This is a genomic window from Candidatus Hakubella thermalkaliphila (assembly GCF_013281975.1).
Lineage (GTDB): Bacteria > Actinomycetota > Humimicrobiia > Hakubellales > Hakubellaceae > Hakubella > Hakubella thermalkaliphila.
In genome coordinates, this window is record NZ_BLRZ01000027.1 from 1 (window position 1) to 19,121 (window position 19,121).

The following is a 19,121-nucleotide window of genomic DNA, read 5'->3' on the forward strand; positions in this document are numbered from 1 at the left end:
ACCTCCGGCCACTGAAGATACTCTGTCCGAGCGCCACAAGACCGCCAAAGGCCAAGACTGGGCTATCCGCTTTTTCCTCCAGGCAACTGACGACCGAAGCCTTCTGGTGCCTGTGGATAAGGTTTGGAAGGAATCCAAAAGCACACTCCAGTTTCTCAATCGAAAATTCGACCATCCCCAGGAGCGGCTCCTGGGTGACCTGGGTCGGGCATCGCGGTTGTTCCCGGCAATTGAGGAGAGCCTCAGGTCAGCTCGGCCTGAAGCCTGTTACCTCACCACTGAAGAGGCCTACGCTTTCCTGCGCGAGGCAGCACCGCTTCTGGAGGAGACCGGCTTTAGTGTCCTTGTACCACCCTGGTGGGAGAAGCCACGGGCGCGCCTGGGAGTCCGCCTGCGCTTGCGTCCAAAATCTGATTCAAAAGTGACTGCTGGACAGAGCCACTTCGGCCTCAACTCCATTGTCAACTTCGACTGGGAGCTTGCTCTGGGTGAGGAGTCCCTGAGTTGGGAGGAGTTCGAGAAACTTGCTGCACTCAAGGTTCCCCTCGTTCAGATCAGGGGGCAGTGGGTTGAACTCAGGCCCGACCAGATTGAGGCCGCTATCCGCTTCTGGAAGGAGCGGCGGAACCGCGGGGACATGTTGCTGGCCGAAGCGTTGCGACTGGGCCTGGGGCAACAAGAGTCCGAGGCGGGGCTCCCTGTCGTCGGTGTCGAGGTAAAGGGATGGATCGCAGAACTTTGCGACCGGCTCACCGAGGGCGAAAAGATAGCCGAACTTCCACAACCACTGGACTTCTGTGGCAAACTGCGTCCCTACCAGGTAAGGGGCTTCTCCTGGCTCTGGTTCTTAAGGCAGTGGGGGCTCGGTGCATGTCTGGCCGACGACATGGGGCTGGGAAAGACCATTCAGTTTATCGCCCTTCTTCTGTACGAGAAGGCATGCACAAAATCCCGGAGGAGGCGCTCACCGGTACTGCTTATCTGCCCCACCTCGGTGGTTGGTAACTGGCAGCGGGAGGTGGCACGCTTTGCACCGTCGGTTTCGGTGCTGGTCCACCACGGGGCTGAACGGCATTCCGGAAAGGACTTCGTCCGGGAGACCAAGAAACACGACCTGGTCATCAGCACCTATGCCCTGGCCCACCGGGACGAGAAATGCCTCTCGGCTGTAGAGTGGGCGGGCATTGCTCTTGATGAGGCCCAGAACATCAAGAACCCGGCGGCCAAACAGACCCAGGCCATTCGAAGGCTCGAGGCCGGCTACCGGATTGCTCTCACCGGTACGCCCGTGGAGAACCGCCTCTCGGAGCTGTGGTCTATCATGGAATTTCTGAACCCCGGCTATCTTAGCTCGGCGACTGACTTCCGGAGGCGCTTCGCCCTGCCCATCGAACGTTACCAGGATCCGGAAAGTGCGGTCCGGCTTCGGCGCCTTGTCCAGCCCTTCATCCTGCGGCGTCTCAAGACGGATCCTAAGATTATCCAGGACCTACCCGAGAAGCTGGAGATGAAGGTCTTCTGCCAGCTCACCAGGGAGCAGGCTACGCTTTACGAGGCGGTGGTCCAGGAGATGTTAAAGAAGATTGAGGAGTCGGAGGGCATCGAGCGCAAGGGCCTGGTGCTCTCGACGCTCATGAAACTCAAACAGGTCTGTAACCATCCCGCGCATTTTTTGGGCGACGGCAGTGCCCTGGACGGTCGTTCGGGGAAGCTCACCCGTCTTGAGGAGATGCTCGATGAGGTACTGAGCGAGGGGCATCGAGCCCTCATCTTCACCCAGTTTTCGGAGATGGGCAAGATACTCAAGGGACACCTTCAGGGCGTCTTTGGTTGCGAGGTGCTCTTTCTGCATGGCCAGGTGGCGCAGAAGGCGCGTGACCATTTGGTCACTCGCTTCCAAGAGGAGGTACAAGGGCCGCCGATTTTCATCCTTTCGCTCAAGGCGGGCGGCCTGGGACTTAACCTCACCCGGGCCAGTCACGTCTTCCACTTCGACCGGTGGTGGAACCCGGCCGTCGAGAACCAGGCTACGGACAGGGTCTTTCGCATCGGGCAGAAGAAAAACGTCCAGGTTCACAAGTTCGTATGTAGCGGGACACTGGAGGAACGGATCGACGAGATGATCGAGAGCAAGAAAGCCCTGGCCGAGAATATTGTGGGCACAGGCGAGGCGTGGCTCACGGAGATGTCCACAGATCAATTGCGCAGCCTTCTTGCGCTTAGCCGCGACGCGGTTGAAAGTGAATGAGAGAGGAACATTATGACTAGAGATAGAGGTGGCCGAAGCTACTGGGGAGATTATTACGAGCCCTCCCAGCCGCGGGAGGTTAAGAATGGCGTCAAGGCCCGAAGTAGACGTGGCAAGTTCGGCGAGACCTGGTGGGCGGATCGTTGGATCGCCATCCTTGAATCTTTTGGCTGGTCCAACAGGCTTCAGCGTGGACGCAACTATGCCCGGTGGGGACAGGTGATCAAGTATGAAGTTTCCCCAGGGACGGTGCGAGCGTTGGTTCAGGGTTCCCGGCCCAAGCCGTATCAGGTCCGGATTGACGTAAAGACACTGTCAGAGAAAGAATGGGACAGGGTCACTGACGCCATGGCCGCTCAGGCCATTTTCGCGGCCAGGCTCCTTGCCGGCGAAATGCCTCGGGACATCGAGGACGCTTTCTCTACTGCCAAGGTTACCCTCTTCCCTAAGTCTTCGCACGATCTCAAAACCGAGTGCTCCTGCCCAGACTGGGCCAACCCCTGCAAACACATCGCCGCCGTGTACTACCTCCTGGCCGAGGAATTCGACCGCGATCCATTCATGATCTTCCGGCTGAGGGGGAAAACGCAGAAGGACCTGACTTCGGCCCTGCGCCACAAGCGTTCTGTGGAGGGGACAACGGAGATGGAGACACAACCTGAGACAGAGATGTCAGAGGAACACCAGGGACTACCCCTGCAGGATTGTATGGAACGATTCTGGAGCATCGGGGAAGGGATACAAAGCTTCCGGGTGTCCATTACCCCGCCCACAGTTCCTGAAGCCATCCTGAAACGTCTGGGACCTCCTCCATTCTGGAAGGGCAAAGAAGATTTCGTGGCCCTAATGAAAGAGTGCTACCAGACTATAAGTAATCAGGCTCTGAAACTGGCCTATAGCGACCGCATACTATCTTCTCCCGGATCACGTGGAAAAACGAAGGCAGGTAAAGACCCCAAGAGGGATCGCTGATGGGAAAAATGAAGGGGAAGAATCAAGCACAACTACTGTAATTGGAGATCAGACTGCCTTCTTATGCCCTCGTCTGTAGACTAATTCTGCCTCATGCCAGGAGAGACCATCCCTAGAAGCAATTCTTGCTATTTCTCTTTCCTGCACGGTTAGGGTCAATTTCTCTCCAGTAGTATAGATACCATCGTCAACCTTAGCCTCGGCGGCATTAATTGTCTTCCTATCTATGCTATCCATTTCCATTCCTTCAAAAACTGTCGTGCCCTGATTTCATCCATAAAAAATCTCTGAGAAGTTCCAATTTGTATCATACCACACCTCTGGAAAAATCCAAAAGCCTTAGTCGCGGCGATAAGAGCAATTTCTCCTCCGTAGCCCCTTGCAAGACTTTCTTGAATTGCTACGGCAATCAAGTTACTTCCCACTCCCGCATATCTTCGGCCAGGACCACGATTCCACGGTGCACTTTCAAGCCACTGAACTTCAATGTACCCTTCTTGAATATCTATCAGTTGTATCGAAATGTGGCATGAAGTAAACTATCTCCACCATGTCCTTCGAGATAAACTTCGAACCCATTGGCAGAAGATATAAGAGTGAGAGGCCTATTACTCTCCTGGACGCCGCTCGCCGGAGCGGTATTGGCATCCGCACTGTCTGTGGAGGAAAGCAGACCTGTGGGAAATGTCGGGTCAAGCTTCTGGGAGAACATCCAGCACCGCTCGCTGAAGGCGAGAGGAAGCACCTTTCCTCTCGGGAGATAGAAGAAGGCTACCGCCTGGCCTGTGCTGTCACCGTCACCAATCATGTCGACGTGTACATCCCCCCCTCCTCTCTTACCGAAAAGCAGAAGCTGGGAATAATGGGCCAGGAGTCCTACATCGAAGTGGATCCTTTAATCAAGAAACTCAAAGTCAGCCTGGAGGAGGCCACGCTGGACGACGTCAGATCCGATGAGAGAAGGCTAAAAGAGTTCCTTCTGGCTGAGTATGGCCTGGGAGGCATAAGCGCCGATATGGAGATCTTGAAGGCTCTTACGCCGGCTTTACGTCACAACAGGTGGAAGGTAGATATTGCCCTTCGGGATAAGGAGATTGTTTTTGTCGGGCCTCCCTCAGGAGGAGAGACGGCGCATGGCGTGTCGGTAGACCTGGGTACCACCAAGATAGCCCTGTACCTGGTAGATCTGGTGAGCGGTGAGACCATAGATGCAGACGGCTTCATAAATCCCCAGATTGCCTATGGCGAAGACGTTATGTCCCGCATCATGAGCGCTATGACTGATCCCCAAAATGCCCTAAGAATGCAGGAGGAAGTTGTCTCTACTCTCAACAAAAGCATCGAAGATCTCTGCCACAGAAACGATCTTTCTCCAGAGGAGATTCTGGAGATGACTCTGGTGGGCAATACGGCCATGCACCACCTCTTTCTGGGCTTTCCCACCAGACAGCTTGCTCTGTCTCCCTTTGTTCCAGTAACCGATGAGCCCATAGATATCAAAGCCAGAGATCTGGGCTTGAAGATCTCGCCCGGCGCTTATGTCCACGTCCTTCCGGTCATCGCTGGCTTTGTAGGAGCAGATCATGTGGCCATGCTCCTGGCCTCAGGCATAGTGGACCAAGGGGAAAAGGCCATGGGTATAGATATTGGGACGAATACCGAGATAGCTCTGGTCATCGACGATAAGATAGTAAGCTGTTCCACCGCCTCCGGCCCGGCTTTTGAAGGTGCTCATATAAGATATGGTATGAGGGCTGCCGCCGGGGCCATCGAGAGGGTCACTATCGATCCTCAAACCTATGAGGTCAAAGTTATGACCATTGAGGACAAGCCTCCGGTAGGGATATGCGGCTCGGGAGTTCTGGATGCCATAGCGGAGATGCTTAAGACCGGAGTGCTGGACGAGCGGGGGAAACTGGTCCGAGAAATTCCTGGAGTGAGGCGGGATAAAGAGAGCGGCATTTATGAGTTCATTCTGGTTCTCCAAGACAGAACAGAGATAGAAGAAGATATTGTCATCACCCAGAAGGACGTGGTAGCCATCCAACTGGCTAAGGGAGCTATCAGGGCCGGGATGAATATTCTTTTAGATCAGATGAAGATTGGGCCGGAAGAGCTGGAGAAGGTGATCATTGCTGGAGCTTTCGGCCTGTACATAGATCCCCTTAACGCCATAGAGATTGGCATGTTTCCCCAGCTTCCGTTAGATCGGTTTTTGCAAGTGGGTAATGCTGCCGGAGTAGGAGCCAAAATGGCTCTTATCTCCAGAAAACACCGCCAGAAGGCAGTGGAAATTGCCAGGAGGACCAATTATCTGGAGCTTACTGTGGTTCCAGATTTTGCTGGCAAGTTCGCCTATGCTATGCAGTTTTAGACCTAGTCACCCTGCGTGTTTTCCCAGACACTCGCTCGACTCCCAATCCGCAGTGAGCAGTGGCCAGTTTCTTCTACCCCTTGCTCTCCTTTTTCAAAATATCGTGAGGCCCCACCCGGCGCAAGATCAATAGATCCCCTTCGATCATAAAACTCAGTCTATAGTGAAGATCTACGTAGCATTCCCAGATGCCTTGAGCTCCTTGTACTCGGTGAATGCGGAGGGAAGGATGTTGCAGGGTTAACAGCGAGCAAACGGAGTTGTTTGTCTACTTTCTTCTTGAGGGGGTCTGGAAGACGGTAATCTCGGTCAAACGACCTGAGCTTCCTAATCCTCACGGTGGAGGTCCTCAAGGAGATCGTCTACGGTGTCGTAATCCTTATAGCGTCCTGCGGCCAGGTCCTCATCCGCTTCCTGCTCCTTGGCCTGCCATTCCCTGGTCCAGAACCAGGCTTGATCCAGGGGCACCCTCTTGTAAGGGATGAGAACAATTTCACGGCCCCGGACTTTCACGTCAAAACTATCCCCCTCTTCCAGGCGAAACTTCGAGCGAATGTCTTCTGGAAGGGTTAGTTGCCCCCGCTTCCTCAGTCGAATTGCTGGCATGGCTACCCACTCTCATAATGCGATTATCGTATAATCAGAATACCTCGACATTGGAGAAGTGTCAAGGATCTGGCCTTCAGCGGGGGATTTGTTTTCAACAGAGTTACTTTAGGAGTTCTTTTGTTAGCACTTTGGAATTATCCGACTTCTTAAATATGGTTGACGGGCACATGCATATGGTATGATGATAATAAAAATTCGACCTGATAGGAGGAACATGTTATGGCCACATTGCAAGAGATCTCCGAGGCCGTTATTGCTGGGGATCTGCCCAAAACGGTAGAGCTGACCAATACTCTTCTGACTGAGGGCCTGCGCCCGGGGGTTATCATCACCCAGGGCCTTATCCCAGCCATGAACGTGGTGGGGGAGAAGTTCACCAATCGGGAATACTATGTGCCGGACATGCTCATTTCGGCCCGGGCCATGCAGGGGGCCCTCAAGATTTTAAAGCCCCTGCTGTTAGAATCCGAGCAGCAACAGTTAGCCACCTGCGTAATCGGCACGGTCAAAGGAGATTTGCACGATATAGGTAAGAATTTGGTGAGCATGATGCTGGAGGGTGCTGGCTTCAGTGTAGTGGACCTGGGAGGGGATGTGGATATCCACAGGTTCGTGGAAGCCATAAAGGACAACCAGGCCCAGATCGTGGGCCTCTCCGCCCTGCTCACTACCACCATGACCGTCATGAAAGACGTTATTGCGGCCCTGGAGGAGGCCGGCATCAGAGACAAGGTCAAGGTCATTATTGGGGGTGCCCCGGTCACTAAGAAGTATGCTGAGGAGATTGGAGCGGACGGATATGCCGAAGATGCCCCCACAGGAGTTAAAGTAGCCAAGAGCCTTCTGGGGTTGAACTAGCTCCCTTGAAAATAACCCAATTTTCATGTGACGTGGTGCGCCGCGGTGCATGGGCGATTCCTTCGCAAAGGAAGTCTGGGTAGAAACTCTGCGAAAATAAGATTCTTGGTCAACTTACTTAAAAAATAGCCGATATTTTCATCGTTCGCGGATGCGGTCCCCGCACGGGCAATTAGCTGGGAAAAGGCCAATATTCTCGTGGTTCGCGGATGATGCTTGCGTCATGGGAAATTACCTAATTTAGCGGTGGGAGAGGGTGCCAAAGAGGTGCCTTTTGATCTTTTTGGAGGGACAACAATCTTTGCTAAGAAGCAGTGGTGCATGGGGAGTGGGGGTTCTGAGCTTGTATTTTCTTCTTCAAATTGCTATATTGAAAGTAATTTTTCATGATGGTCTCATCACCCGTGAACCATGAAAACATTGGCTATTTTCTAAGTAAAAAATAGGGGCTTACCAGGGCTGAAAGGAGAGAGATGGCAGTTGTTTCAGTGAAGGATAAACAGGTCACCATCGAGATAGGAAAACCTACGGTAATAATAGGTGAAAGGATCAATCCCACTGGCAAACCAAAACTTACTGCCGAACTTCAAAAGGGACACCTGGATCTGGTGGAAGAGGAAGCCATGATCCAGAGGGATGCCGGAGCTGATATAATAGATGTTAACGTGGGGGCGCCAGGAGTGAATGAGATTGATCTTCTCCCTAAGGCGGTTTTGAGAGCTCTGGAGGCTGCCCAGCTCCCTATCTGTATAGATTCTTCCAACCGGGATGCCCTGGTGGCTGCTCTCCAGGTCTATCCAGGGGTGGCTTTGGTTAACTCAGTCAACGGGGAGGAAGAGTCTCTCAAAAAGCTACTTCCGGCCATAAAGAAACATAATGCTGTGGTAATAGGTCTGACTATGGATGATGTGGGCATACCGACCGATCCTGACAAAAGATTTGAGATTGCCAAGAAAATCGTGGAGAGAGCTCAGGAAGAAGGTATTCCCAAGGAGAATATCCTTATTGACTGTCTGGCCATGGCGGTCAGCGCTGATCCCAATGCCGGCATTGCCTGTCTCAAAGCCATTGGTAGGGTTACGGAAGAGTTGGGCGTAGGTACTACTCTGGGAGCCAGCAACGTCTCTTTTGGCATGCCTAACCGAAGCATTATAAATAAGGCCTTTTTGTCCATGGCCATTATGGTTGGTCTGACCTCGGCCATAGTCGATCCTACCAAAGAGGAGGTGGTCAGGACCATTTTGGCTTCCGATTTCCTGATGTCCCGTGATCCATATGGGGCGCGGTATCTGAAGAACTATAGACAACAGCCGAAATATAGTTAAGGAGGTAATCTTAAATGGCTCAAGTAATCTTAAAAGATGTGGCCAAGAAGTTCGATGAGGTGATAGCCGTCAAGGACTTCAACCTGGATGTGGAAGACAAGGAGTTTGTCATCCTGGTCGGCCCCTCGGGTTGCGGCAAATCCACTACTCTGAGAATAATCGCAGGGTTGGAGGAGGCCGATACCGGAGAAATCGTCATCGGCGACCGGGTGGTGAATGATGTTCCTCCTAAGGATCGTAACATTGCCATGGTCTTCCAGAACTACGCTCTATATCCCCACATGAACGTCTACGACAACATGGCTTTTGGCCTCAAGTTGCGAAAGACCCCCAGGCCAGAGATAGAAAGGAGAGTGCGAGAAGCAGCCCGTGTCCTGGGTATCGAAGATCTACTGAAGCGCAAACCCAAGCAGCTCTCCGGAGGGCAGCGTCAGAGAGTGGCCCTGGGAAGGGCTATTGTGCGAAACCCCCTGGTCTTTCTTATGGATGAGCCCCTCTCCAACCTGGATGCTAAACTCAGGGTGCAGATGAGGGTGGAGATCGAAAAGCTCCATAAGAGGCTATCCACTACCTTCATCTACGTGACCCATGACCAGACCGAGGCCATGACCATGGGCGACCGGATCGTTATTATGAAAGACGGCCTGACCCAACAGGTGGGGAGCCCCCAGGAGGTCTATGAGAATCCGCAGAACATGTTTGTGGCTGGCTTTATTGGCAGCCCCTCCATGAACTTCATTAAGGCCAAGATCACTGAGGACCATCATCTGCGAGCCAGCAATCTGGACATCCCGGCCTCTGCTATGGTTCGAGAGGTCATCGACAGAAAGAACCTCAGGAATCGGGAAATTATCCTGGGTATCAGGCCTGAGCATCTGGAGGATGCTGCTTTTGTGCCCGAGGAAAGAAGGTTCGGCTTGATTGATACCGTGGTTGATGTCATTGAGCCTATGGGCAATGAGATTTATCTGTATGCTGATATCGGCGGAGTCCAGTCTATGGCCAGGATTAATCCGGAGAGCCGGGTCAGGGGTGAAGATAGGATTACTCTGGCCCTGGAGACAGAGAGGATTCATCTCTTCGATCCGGAGACAGAGGTAGCGTATATCTAGGGCTCAAGGTAGGGAAAATCCTAACTACCGACGTAGCTCACTTTGCTATGTTCCGGCCCCAGGGTATGGGCACTTTTGAGATTGTGCCACAGGAGGTATTGTGATACGCGAAAAGTAAAAATGGGATCTCTCCAAGCGGGCCGAATTTCAGCATTTGGCTCCATTCTGGAAATCTAAATCGGACGGTAAATTGACTCAAAATGGTGTTTGCGGTTCCACCAGAAATAGAAACTCTTAAAGAGCAGTGCCTGGTTTGGAAAGCTCCCTTCCCTTTGTGCTTATTGAGATAGGTGATTCTTCCTCTTCCCTTGAGGTTAGGAATATGGATCAAGGACCTATCTTATCCCGGGGTAGTTTGAAATCTACGCCTGAATTGGCTATCATGGTCTTCAAGGCCAGCCCAGTTGGAAGGAGATGTCTGTGTCAACTACTGACACCTGAAGGAGTCAGCTTGTCCGCGAAGAGGATCACTTCCCAACATTCAAGCAAGTCTGATACCCGACTTGCTCCACCCGTCTTGCACGGGAGGCCGGTTGACTATGCTGAGTGGGGCAGCCGACCTGCAACTACCAGAGTAGCACCCACTATCTCCTCACCTGGGAGCCAGGTTACTGCTACAGAGCATTGCTGCTCTCTTGCTGGTGGAATCATATAAATATTATAACAGTAGAAAGGAGGAAGCGCAATTCCCCTGCCAGTTGAAGCTGACAGTCCCCTTGCGTGAACTTTTATGGACCAGCAAGTCACGGCTACTCTTTGGGAATGGATGAAAGGGCCCGGTTTACGAGTGCTCTTTACTGTTGTCTCGGCGGCTCTTATCATAACTGCTCTCAGGACGTTGACCAGGTTCCTTATCAGATATATGGAGGTCCGAGGGAACGGACTTCATCAGATGGAAGCCCAGAAGCGAGCTAAAACTTTGGGTTCCATCATCAACAGCACTCTGACCGTCATAGTCGCCTTCGTAGCTCTGATGATGATTCTCCAGGAATTCAACATCAAGATCATGCCCATTCTCGCCGGTGCAGGAATTGCCGGGTTGGCTATCGGTTTTGGGGCCCAGACTCTGGTTAAAGACGTTATCAATGGCTTTTTCATTCTTCTGGAGAATCAATATTACGTGGGAGACATTATTAAGGTCAAAGATGTGGCGGGCGCGGTGGAGGGTATCAATCTGCGCCGCACCGTCCTGCGAGATATGGAGGGAGCTGTTCATTTTATCCCCAATGGCCAGATAACCCAGGTGGCAAATCTTACTCGAGATTGGTCCGGCCTGATTGTAGAAGTAGGAGTAGACTATAAAGAGGATATAGATGAAGTGTCTGAGGTTCTGAACCAGATTGGTCAGGAGCTGGCCCAGGATGGAGAGTATAAAGATGTAGTGCTTGAGCCACCCACCGTGGTAGGGGTGATAGATTTTAGCGAGTCTCAGGTCACTCTCAGGATGATGGGGAAGGTAGTCCCTTCCAAACAATGGGGAACGGCCCAAGAGCTACGCCGCCGCATTAAGAAGAAGTTCGATCAGGCAGGCATCGAAATCCCATTTCCCCACCGGGTGGTGATCTCTCCAAAGAAAAGAGAGTAAAAACAGACCACGCCATTCTACATTCTTAGCTTATCGGGCTACATGTTAATATTAATGCACTCAAAGTCATAGAGGGAAGAATATTTTGTACTCAGAGTCATGGAGGAAGGAAGCGGTGGCCCGCCTGCCCAGGCCGAAAAGAAAGAGAAGGCGAGATCCATTCAAAGTTATTTCCTGGACTTTGATACTCCTTCTTTTGCTGGCCATTCTTTTGGTCATTTTCAGAGAACAGATCCTGGGGGCCTACGAGTCCCTCATGAGATTCTTGGGGTATCAGAATCTTCCGTGAGTCCCGAAGGAAATCCTGACGGAAGATTCAGGGAGATCCGGAGGATGTGGGTTACTATACTTAACAACATACTGGTACTCATCAAAGGTGCCGGTGATCTGGCTACCGGCGTAGCAGTAAGCCTGCACAAATGCGGCATGAAAGTGATAATGATCGAGATAGCACAGCCCCGGGCCATCAGGGGAACAGTTGCTTTGGCGGAAGCAATCTATGAGGGGCAAATGGAGGTAGAAGAGGTTAGGGCCATAAGGGCAGCACGATTTCAGGACGCTGAGGAGATTATCGGGAAAGGCCACATTCCTATTTTTGTGGATGAAAAAGGAGAAGCCATTGCCCATTTCAGGCCAGAGGTGGTAGTAGATGCCACCATGGCCAAAAGGAATCTGGGGACTCATCTTGAGGATGCCAGGATAGTTATTGCCCTGGGGCCGGGTTTTACCGCAGGTGAAGATGTCCATGCCGTTGTCGAAACCATGAGGGGTCACTATCTGGGGAGAGTTATTTTTGATGGGAGAGCTATGGAGAACACCGGCATTCCCGCCGATATTCAGGGCTATGGTCTGGAGCGAGTCCTGCGGGCTCCCACAAGAGGCAAAGTCAGGACTTTGAGAAATATAGGCGACTTTGTCCAGAAGGGAGAAATTGTTGCTTATGTAGATGGCCAGCCAGTGAGAGCTGGAATTAGCGGGGTTATCCGGGGAATGATCAAAAGCGGAATTGAGGTAGAAGAAGATCTCAAGATCGGTGATGTAGATCCCAGGGGAGTTCGTGAGTATTGCTACACTATATCTGATAAGTCCCGAGCCATCGGCCGCGCCGCGCTGGAGGCGATATTGATTTTGCTGAGGACTACCCCTTAACTATGGCTACCCCGCTACTAGTCCCAATCCGGTTGGCGCCCGCCTCTATCATTCGGCGAGCGGTCTCATAGTCCTTGACTCCCCCGGAAGCCTTAACTCCCATCTTCTCGCCTACAGTCTTTCTCAGTAGAGCAATATCCTCCACTGTGGCAGCACCTGGGCCGAAACCGGTACAGGTCTTGACAAAGCTGGCTCCCGCCTCTTTAGCCAAAAGGCTGGCTTTCACTTTCTCCTCATCGGTCAAAAGGCCCGTCTCCAGGATCACCTTGACCACTCTTCCGTTGGCAGCCTTGACCACTGAAGCGATATCTTCTCGCACCCAGTCCTCATCACCCGATTTGAGAGCTCCAACATTGAGGACCATATCTACTTCATCAGCGCCGTTGGCAAGAGCATCTCTGGTCTCCATCGCCTTGGTCAAGGTAGTCGTGGCCCCCAGAGGAAATCCAATCACTGTACAGACCTTAACCTCTGAGCCTTCCAGAAGTTGAGCAGCTATCTTGACCCAGCCAGGATTGACGCAGACACTGGCAAAGCCGTACTCTCGGGTCTCCTGACAAAGCCTGGCTATCCGCTCCCTGGTGGCATCGGGTGCGAGGAGGGTATGATCGATAAGTTTGGCTATATCCGGGTGAGCCAGGTCGGGATTTGTTACCATCCGGGTTTCCTCCTTCGGATCGGGTAGTCACATTACTGTCGGATCTATAGCATACTTGATTCCTTCCAGGGCCTTAAGAGGGTGTCCAAAAACTAAGGGCATTTTGCCCAAGGTGGGGAATTACTCCTACATGAGATCTGATTTTGAGGTCAACGTGGGAAGTTTTATGCGAAATTAGCTCCTTTTTAGGGGCGAAGTGGGAGATGAGTTTTTGAAATTGGAGTTTTTAGACAGCCTCTTAATATCGATACTTTGAAGCGTACACACCTTTTCTTGTTTCTTATAGAGTTCGCACCAATCACCACACTCCTCGGGGTCGTAACTAGCAAAGGGACACTTCTTCATACTACTTTTCCTCCTCAACTTTAATTAACACCGCCGTTATATTATCCTTACCCCCAGCTTCATTAGCCGCGTCAATTAGAAAATTCACCTTCTCTCTAAGCATCCTTTCACTATTAAGAATCTCCTCTATTTTATCTGCATCTACTATATCCGAGAGACCGTCACTACATAGCAAAAAAATATCACCTTCAAAGGCAGTATAGTTATGGGCAACTTCAGGCTCACAATTGCTATTCCCACCTCCAAGGCAATTGGTTATTACATTTTTCTGTGGGTGGGCGTAAGATTCTTCAATAGTTATTTGTCCCAGTTCTATCAAGGATTGGACCAAAGAGTGATCTTTGGTCAATTGCTTTAGACCGCTATGCCTTAACCTATAAAGACGGCTGTCACCTGCATGATAGGTGTAAAACCCATCACCAGTAAAATATACCCCACCAATAGTTGTACCCATGCCGGAATAGCAAGGATTGCTTCTACTCACATCGAGTATCGCCTTGTGTGCAGAAAATATCGAGTCCCTTAGTGCCATTGTGATTTCTTCCTGAGTCAGAACCCCTTTGGGGGATGACATAAACTGCCTTGAAAGTAGATTCAAGGCAAGACCACTTGCTACATCACCAGCATTATGGCCTCCCATCCCATCAGCAACTGCCACGAGTAAGCCATAATACTTTATAAAGGACGAATCTAAAGGGATCTCTAGATAGAGCTCCTTTTTGTTTTCCACTATGCCGCCGATCAAAAAGGCATCCTCATTGTATTCCCCTTTTTTTCCAATATCAGTTTTACCACATATTAGAAGTTTAGCCATTTATGAACTCTTGAAAATGAAGGTAGTATCAGCAAGGCTTATTCTGTCGCCATCGTTAAGTTTTACCACCTGGTGTGGCTCCAATTTTTTGAAGTTTATTTTTGTCCCATTCATGCTATTGTTGTCTCTTATATGCCAGCTACTTCCCTCAAGAATAAAAGTAGCGTGTTTCCTTGAAATGAATTCGCTTCTGGGCAGTGAACTTACATCGATATCGCCTTCTCTGCCTATGGTATCGCCGTCTTTAATCTCTATAATGAGATTAGGATTAAATTCGGGATAAATTCTAGCGACACAAGCAATCGCTTTTACGGTGGGCTGGCGTTTTTTAGGGATTGATCCTTGAATCGAGCTTTCCTTATTCTCACCTAAGGAAGTTGCTAGGTGTTCTTGCTCAGAAACTTTATGATATTGAGCAGTGACACGAAGCATGTTCACTTGGCAATTGTTAGCACAGACCATTGCTATTTCGTCGTTAATATGTCCACAAACGGGACACTTTTTACCATAAACTCCTTCACTCACGATTGGCTCCTATGGCTGGGTTAAAGTGAGTCCCAATCCCCTACATTGTTTTTTCAGATCTCTCATGAATCCTCTGTTCGGGATCCCTATAATCTTAAAGGAGTTGCCTTCGCTCATTTCAAAATGTAGTTCCCTCTGGCCCCTATATTCTTCCTCTGCATAACGGGCATATTTTTTGGCCCTTTCACTCAGGATATGGAATCTCTGGTTGTCCGAGCCCCGCCAGAGTTTCTTATTAGAGTTTTCTTCCTCAAACCTTCCGTCTATCAAAATGTCGATCAGGCTCAAAAGTTTACTTGCCGATTCTCCTTGCTCATTCAGGTCTTCTATTGTGTAACCAGAATAAACCATGATATCCAAGGAAGTATGTTCTTTTATCAACCTAACAAGTCTTAATAGGGCTTCGGCCTGCTCAAATGGCTCTCCACCAGAAATAGTAATTCCGTCAAGCCCTAAAGAGGCTTTCCTAATCGCATAAAAGATATCTTCTACGGTCTTTTTTGCATCTTCATGCCTCTCTTGCATCGAAATAGCCATGCACCCATTGCATTTCAAAGTGCACCCTTGAACCCAGAGAACAACCCTTTTGCCAGGACCAAGGTTTGTAACAGGATACGAAATACTGTCTATGTAGATAGATTCTTCCATTTAAAGCCCTTCTACCTTTAGGGTGTATATCTCTGTCGAACCCTTCCTCTCCGTAACAATATCTCCGACTAAAAGAGAGGTTTTATCTTTTAGCTTTTCTTCTTCATCAAAGAGTATCCTTGAAAGGGGATTTACAATGGCTTCCTCAATAAGATTACCAACCCCACGACCTCCCTGCTCGATATTCTGGATAGCTTTATCAAAGAGAAAAGTTTTCACATCCTCAGAAAAGATAATATTTATCTTGTGCTTTTCTTTTACCTCTTCAGTAATCTTATTGAGTATCCTATCTCTTATCTCTTTCATGATTGGGGCTCTTATATAGTCGAAAACTACAAAATTATTTCCGAACCTGTTAAGTATCTCTGGTCTTCCCAGTTTGAATTTGAAATGGTCTTTTATAGCTGACAAAATTCTTTTCTTAATTTCTGCATAAGGAGTTTCTATATATTTGAGCTCAGTATTTTGGCATTCCTCACACTGATCTGGTTTTTCTCCTGATACGTCTATCCAGTTGCAATTTTCACAATGCCATGCGTTTGGATGTATATTGATTTTCCTTATAACTGTTCTTCCATCCCCTGTGGGTACATCAAGATAAGAGCCTATATTGCTTGTGAAAATAATTATAGATTCCGAGAAGTAGACCGTTTCTCCTTTTCCGTCAGTCATACGGCCATCTTCAAGGATTTGTAAGAATTTATCCAGTATGCTTGGATGTGCCTTCTCTATTTCATCGAATAGAAGAACGGAGAATGGTTTTTCCTTTATCTTATTGGTCAATTGACCACCTTCTTCATAGCCCACATAGCCCGGTGGTGCACCTAATAGTTTCTGATCCGCCTGCTCCTGACCATATTCACTCATATCAAATCTTATACATGCTTTCTCATCGCCGAATAACAATTCCGCCAATGCCTTGGCAAGCTCAGTTTTGCCCACGCCCGTGGGTCCGGCAAAGAAAAGTATTCCCTTTGGCTTACTTGATTTGGAGGAGTGCTGAACTCCTGCCAGCCCCGCCTTAGCCCGTTTGAGGAGATCTAATACTGACTCTATTGCCCCGTCTTGCCCTTTCACCCTGTCGCTCAGAATCTCCTTAGCATTTCTTAGTTTTTCGATATTAACTTTATCCCATGCACTCTCGATGACTCCAAATTTATATCGTTCAACTATATTCTTTATATTCCTGATGCTTATTTGCTCTCTCTGAGACAGTATCCTCAAACTTTCCAGTTCATAGTTTCCAAGCCCGTCTGTAAGGTCAACAAATTTCTCTTGAATTTGCTTCACTTCTTCTTGTGTCAGGTTTGTCGAATCAAAGAATTTTGGGAAATCGTTTCGAGTCAAGGCAAAGGTTATAAACTTTCTCCTTTCCTCATCATCTGGTTTGTCTATCTGCAGGTGTTTTGTTAAAGGATTGTTTAGATATAGCCATGTTGGTATATCATTCAACCTGTCACATAAAAGAATAGTTAGGTTATTAAATGTCTCGCTGCCTATGGTCACCACCGCAGCATCCTGCGCGCATTTTAAAATCTTTAGAAAGTGTATTCTCTCCTCACCATATAGTTGATTAGGGGATGAAGTGAGGCGGGAACTGTAGTCGATAATAAACACTGTTGGTATTGTTGTATTAGACACAACAATCCTTATGTTGTCCAAGGCATCATCTATCTTGAGCACGCATTTGTGCTGAACATCAATTGACTTGGCCTCGCCTTGGTTCGTAGTCTTTTTCTGTTGCCCCTTTTCGGTATCAACCTCCTTTCCTTTAATCAACCTTCTAAAATCTTTGTACATCTCTTCATTCTTAAACTCTATTCCATCAACGAGATCGTAGAAACCTATGATTTTGTACCCCCTTTCAAGGAAAAAACGGTAGAAAAAATCCCTTACACTTAGATAACTCCAGTAAATAGTGTCATTTTGCTTTAGGGGGTAAAGAACCTGGTCGTAGATGTTTCCCGAAATGTAAAACTGGGTTTTAATGGGAAGATACCTATTAAGTTCTCTCATCCATCGAGATAAAATATCTAAGCCATTCATCGTTGTATCCTTCTTTGCCCCTGAATCATACGACGCCTATACTCTTCTTCTTTTTTCGTCTCGTCTGTGACTTGTGGTTCAGTTATTATTCTCTCTATCTCTGCATCTGTAAAATGCCTTGTCCATTTTTTTTCAAACACAATCCCTTTGTCCTTGAGTTTTGCCCCAATTTTCTTTATGTCAGAGCACCACCTCTTTTCTTGCTCTTCAAATTTTTCTCTATTGGTTTCTCTATTTTCTGGATGGAAAACCTCTGCAAGAATACCCCTATCCATGCCAAAACCGAGCCTTACTCCCTCTCCTTCGGGAATATCAAACTCCATATAAAGAGGTGCCTTTGCGTTTTCAACAGTCCTGAAGGGGAGTTTTGAAACCTTATATCCCATTTCTGCAAGGACACTTTGGACACTTTTCATTGTATATTCGCGTTCATCGTTCAGTTTTTCCATCTCAAGGTATTCTTGGTAGAGCTCTTTTATCTCCGGAGTCAATCGTTCAATTGCAATCTTCAGCATGTTGATATCATGGCCTGACATTGCGCTCTCAAGTGCTGCCTTTAGCTCCAATGCCCTGCCTTTGTCAGGCAAAAGCGGAGAATTGATTATCATTTCAATATCTGTCAAAAGTTCTATTGCCTTCTCTGATAGGGTATCCAATTCCTTTGCCCTATCTTCAAGTTTCCTCTCCCCTCTTTTAATTGCTTCTTTGAGCCTTATGTCGAGCCATTTTAGGATATTTTCAAAATAAGAGTAGTTGCCACTAATTTTGTCCTTTATTTCATTTAGAGAATTTTTCATATCTATGAGGTCAGTTCTTATTAATTCAGATAGAATTGGCTCAAGCCCGGAAATTTTGAGTTCAAGAGATTGAAGCATCAAGAGCACATCCGCTTCTTTTCTCTTTGGACCTTTAACCTTCTGCGGCTGACTTTTTTGCTCTATCTTCTTAAAGTTAAAGCTGCCATGAAGAAGGTTTTTTTCTATGTCGCGGAGTCTTTCTTCTTCCTGACAGGCTAACTGTATTTTCCGCTCTTCTTCCTCCTTTTGTTTTTCTTTTTCTTTTAACTTCTCTTGAATAGCCTTTGTCTTTTTCTTTTCAACCATGAGGCGTTGCTCAACCTCTTTTCTCCGCTTCTCCGCTTCCAATTTAGCAGCAATGTTTTCTCTCTCTGCTTTTAACCTGGCATTACGTGATGCTTCAAGCAGCAGGACTACCGGTATTCCTACCGCCGCAATGGGAAGGGCTAATGGTAATAAAACTACACCAAACAACTCACCGCTCATACTACTCTCCTCTTCCCAAGTTTTGGATGCAAATTAATAAATTTCGAGGGACCATCTTATTTCCTACGCCTAAAAAGGCCACGAAACATTATGTAGAATCCAAACAACATAATTTTTCATTATGGTCTCATCACCCATGAACCATGAAAATATCAAGTATTTTCTAAGTAATGAAAAGGGGAAGTAAAGCCAGTATTAGGCTCCAGAAGCCGCTGAAATCTCCAATACCAAACTCCTTCATAAAGAAATATATTGGGATAGCTAAAGTAGCAAGTCTTACAAGTGTCGATCTTCCAGCGGCAATTAAGAAAATGGATGATATAAGGATAAGAGCTCCAGCCTTCGCTGACCCGATATAGCCCCTCAGCACTCCCCGAAGAACCACAAATACGATAGCAACTATACTAAGCCAGTTACCGATCATTCTTATAGACCCTTGCTACTTAACTGTTTGCGTCAGCAAGTCAACTTACCCCCAATCATAGCCATGCTTTGGGCAAAGCCATCCACTTCCTCCCGACTTCCGCACTTATTTTAAAAAACACCTCTTCAGAGGGGGTTTTCTATCAT

At 48.5% G+C, this 19,121-nt stretch carries 18 protein-coding genes; 8 read left to right on the forward strand and 10 right to left on the reverse strand.

The genetic code is table 11. The features are described 5' to 3' along the window. Positions 1-2,248 (forward strand): DEAD/DEAH box helicase (locus tag HW443_RS04005; RefSeq protein WP_176237931.1); only part of this gene is annotated, 2,248 nt, incomplete at its 5' end. 12 nt (positions 2,249-2,260) lie between these two features. Next, complete coding sequence (locus HW443_RS04010; protein WP_176230825.1) at positions 2,261-3,220, forward strand: SWIM zinc finger family protein; 960 nt, start codon at positions 2,261-2,263, stop codon at positions 3,218-3,220. 48 nt (positions 3,221-3,268) lie between these two features. On the opposite strand, the gene HW443_RS04015 is transcribed toward HW443_RS04010, so the two are convergent. Together HW443_RS04015 and HW443_RS04020 are read right to left on the reverse strand one after the other, a co-directional pair. Further along, positions 3,269-3,457: a hypothetical protein gene (locus HW443_RS04015; RefSeq protein WP_176230826.1), complete on the reverse strand. Its 189-nt coding sequence runs from the start codon at positions 3,455-3,457 to the stop codon at positions 3,269-3,271. Continuing rightward, on the reverse strand, positions 3,445-3,633 hold the full coding sequence (locus HW443_RS04020; protein ID WP_176230827.1) for a hypothetical protein: 189 nt from the start codon (positions 3,631-3,633) through the stop codon (positions 3,445-3,447). Before HW443_RS04020 ends, HW443_RS04015 begins: the two co-directional genes overlap by 13 nt. A 137-nt stretch (positions 3,634-3,770) precedes the next feature. Between HW443_RS04020 and HW443_RS04025 the strand changes: the two genes are divergently transcribed. Then, on the forward strand, positions 3,771-5,594 hold the full coding sequence (locus HW443_RS04025) for an ASKHA domain-containing protein (protein WP_176230828.1): 1,824 nt from the start codon (positions 3,771-3,773) through the stop codon (positions 5,592-5,594). 327 nt (positions 5,595-5,921) lie between these two features. Here HW443_RS04025 and HW443_RS04030 read toward each other — a convergent pair whose 3' ends face one another. Continuing rightward, positions 5,922-6,200: an AbrB/MazE/SpoVT family DNA-binding domain-containing protein gene (locus tag HW443_RS04030; protein ID WP_176230829.1), complete on the reverse strand. Its 279-nt coding sequence runs from the start codon at positions 6,198-6,200 to the stop codon at positions 5,922-5,924. Positions 6,201-6,422: 222 nt separating this feature from the next. Between HW443_RS04030 and HW443_RS04035 the strand changes: the two genes are divergently transcribed. The 5 genes from HW443_RS04035 (at position 6,423) to yqeB (ending at position 12,232) form a co-directional block, all read left to right on the forward strand. After that, positions 6,423-7,061, forward strand: coding sequence for a corrinoid protein (locus HW443_RS04035; protein ID WP_176230830.1), 639 nt, complete (start codon positions 6,423-6,425; stop codon positions 7,059-7,061). A gap of 473 nt (positions 7,062-7,534) precedes the next feature. Further along, entirely contained in the window at positions 7,535-8,386 is an 852-nt protein-coding gene (locus tag HW443_RS04040) for a dihydropteroate synthase (protein WP_176230831.1), read from the forward strand. A 14-nt stretch (positions 8,387-8,400) separates the two neighbouring features. Then, positions 8,401-9,498: an ABC transporter ATP-binding protein gene (locus HW443_RS04045; protein WP_176230832.1), complete on the forward strand. Its 1,098-nt coding sequence runs from the start codon at positions 8,401-8,403 to the stop codon at positions 9,496-9,498. 730 nt (positions 9,499-10,228) lie between these two features. Continuing rightward, positions 10,229-11,083 (forward strand): mechanosensitive ion channel family protein, encoded by an 855-nt coding sequence (locus HW443_RS04050; protein ID WP_176236040.1) that lies wholly within the window; start codon positions 10,229-10,231, stop codon positions 11,081-11,083. Between the two features lie 99 nt (positions 11,084-11,182). Then, positions 11,183-12,232 carry a selenium-dependent molybdenum cofactor biosynthesis protein YqeB gene (gene yqeB / locus HW443_RS04055; RefSeq protein ID WP_308751055.1) on the forward strand — a complete coding sequence of 350 codons (1,050 nt, stop codon included), beginning with the start codon at positions 11,183-11,185 and terminating at the stop codon, positions 12,230-12,232. On the opposite strand, the gene deoC is transcribed toward yqeB, so the two are convergent. The 7 genes from deoC to HW443_RS04090 all read right to left on the reverse strand — a co-directional run bounded on the left by deoC (position 12,222) and on the right by HW443_RS04090 (position 18,975). Next, positions 12,222-12,890, reverse strand: coding sequence for a deoxyribose-phosphate aldolase (gene deoC, locus HW443_RS04060; RefSeq protein WP_176236041.1), 669 nt, complete (start codon positions 12,888-12,890; stop codon positions 12,222-12,224). The two genes, yqeB and deoC, sit on opposite strands and share 11 nt — an antisense overlap. A gap of 346 nt (positions 12,891-13,236) precedes the next feature. Next, positions 13,237-14,049: a PP2C family protein-serine/threonine phosphatase gene (locus HW443_RS04065; RefSeq protein ID WP_176231611.1), complete on the reverse strand. Its 813-nt coding sequence runs from the start codon at positions 14,047-14,049 to the stop codon at positions 13,237-13,239. Further along, positions 14,050-14,574 (reverse strand): FHA domain-containing protein, encoded by a 525-nt coding sequence (locus tag HW443_RS04070; RefSeq protein ID WP_176231612.1) that lies wholly within the window; start codon positions 14,572-14,574, stop codon positions 14,050-14,052. A gap of 9 nt (positions 14,575-14,583) precedes the next feature. Beyond that, on the reverse strand, positions 14,584-15,222 hold the full coding sequence (locus HW443_RS04075; RefSeq protein ID WP_176231613.1) for a 4Fe-4S single cluster domain-containing protein: 639 nt from the start codon (positions 15,220-15,222) through the stop codon (positions 14,584-14,586). After that, positions 15,223-17,268 (reverse strand): AAA family ATPase, encoded by a 2,046-nt coding sequence (locus HW443_RS04080; protein WP_176231614.1) that lies wholly within the window; start codon positions 17,266-17,268, stop codon positions 15,223-15,225. It abuts the gene before it with no gap. Further along, entirely contained in the window at positions 17,265-18,551 is a 1,287-nt protein-coding gene (locus HW443_RS04085) for a hypothetical protein (RefSeq protein ID WP_176231615.1), read from the reverse strand. Before HW443_RS04085 ends, HW443_RS04080 begins: the two co-directional genes overlap by 4 nt. Before the next feature lie 163 nt (positions 18,552-18,714). Continuing rightward, a complete protein-coding gene (locus HW443_RS04090) occupies positions 18,715-18,975 on the reverse strand; it encodes a hypothetical protein (protein WP_176231616.1) in 261 nt (86 codons plus the stop codon). Positions 18,976-19,121: the final 146 nt, after the last annotated feature.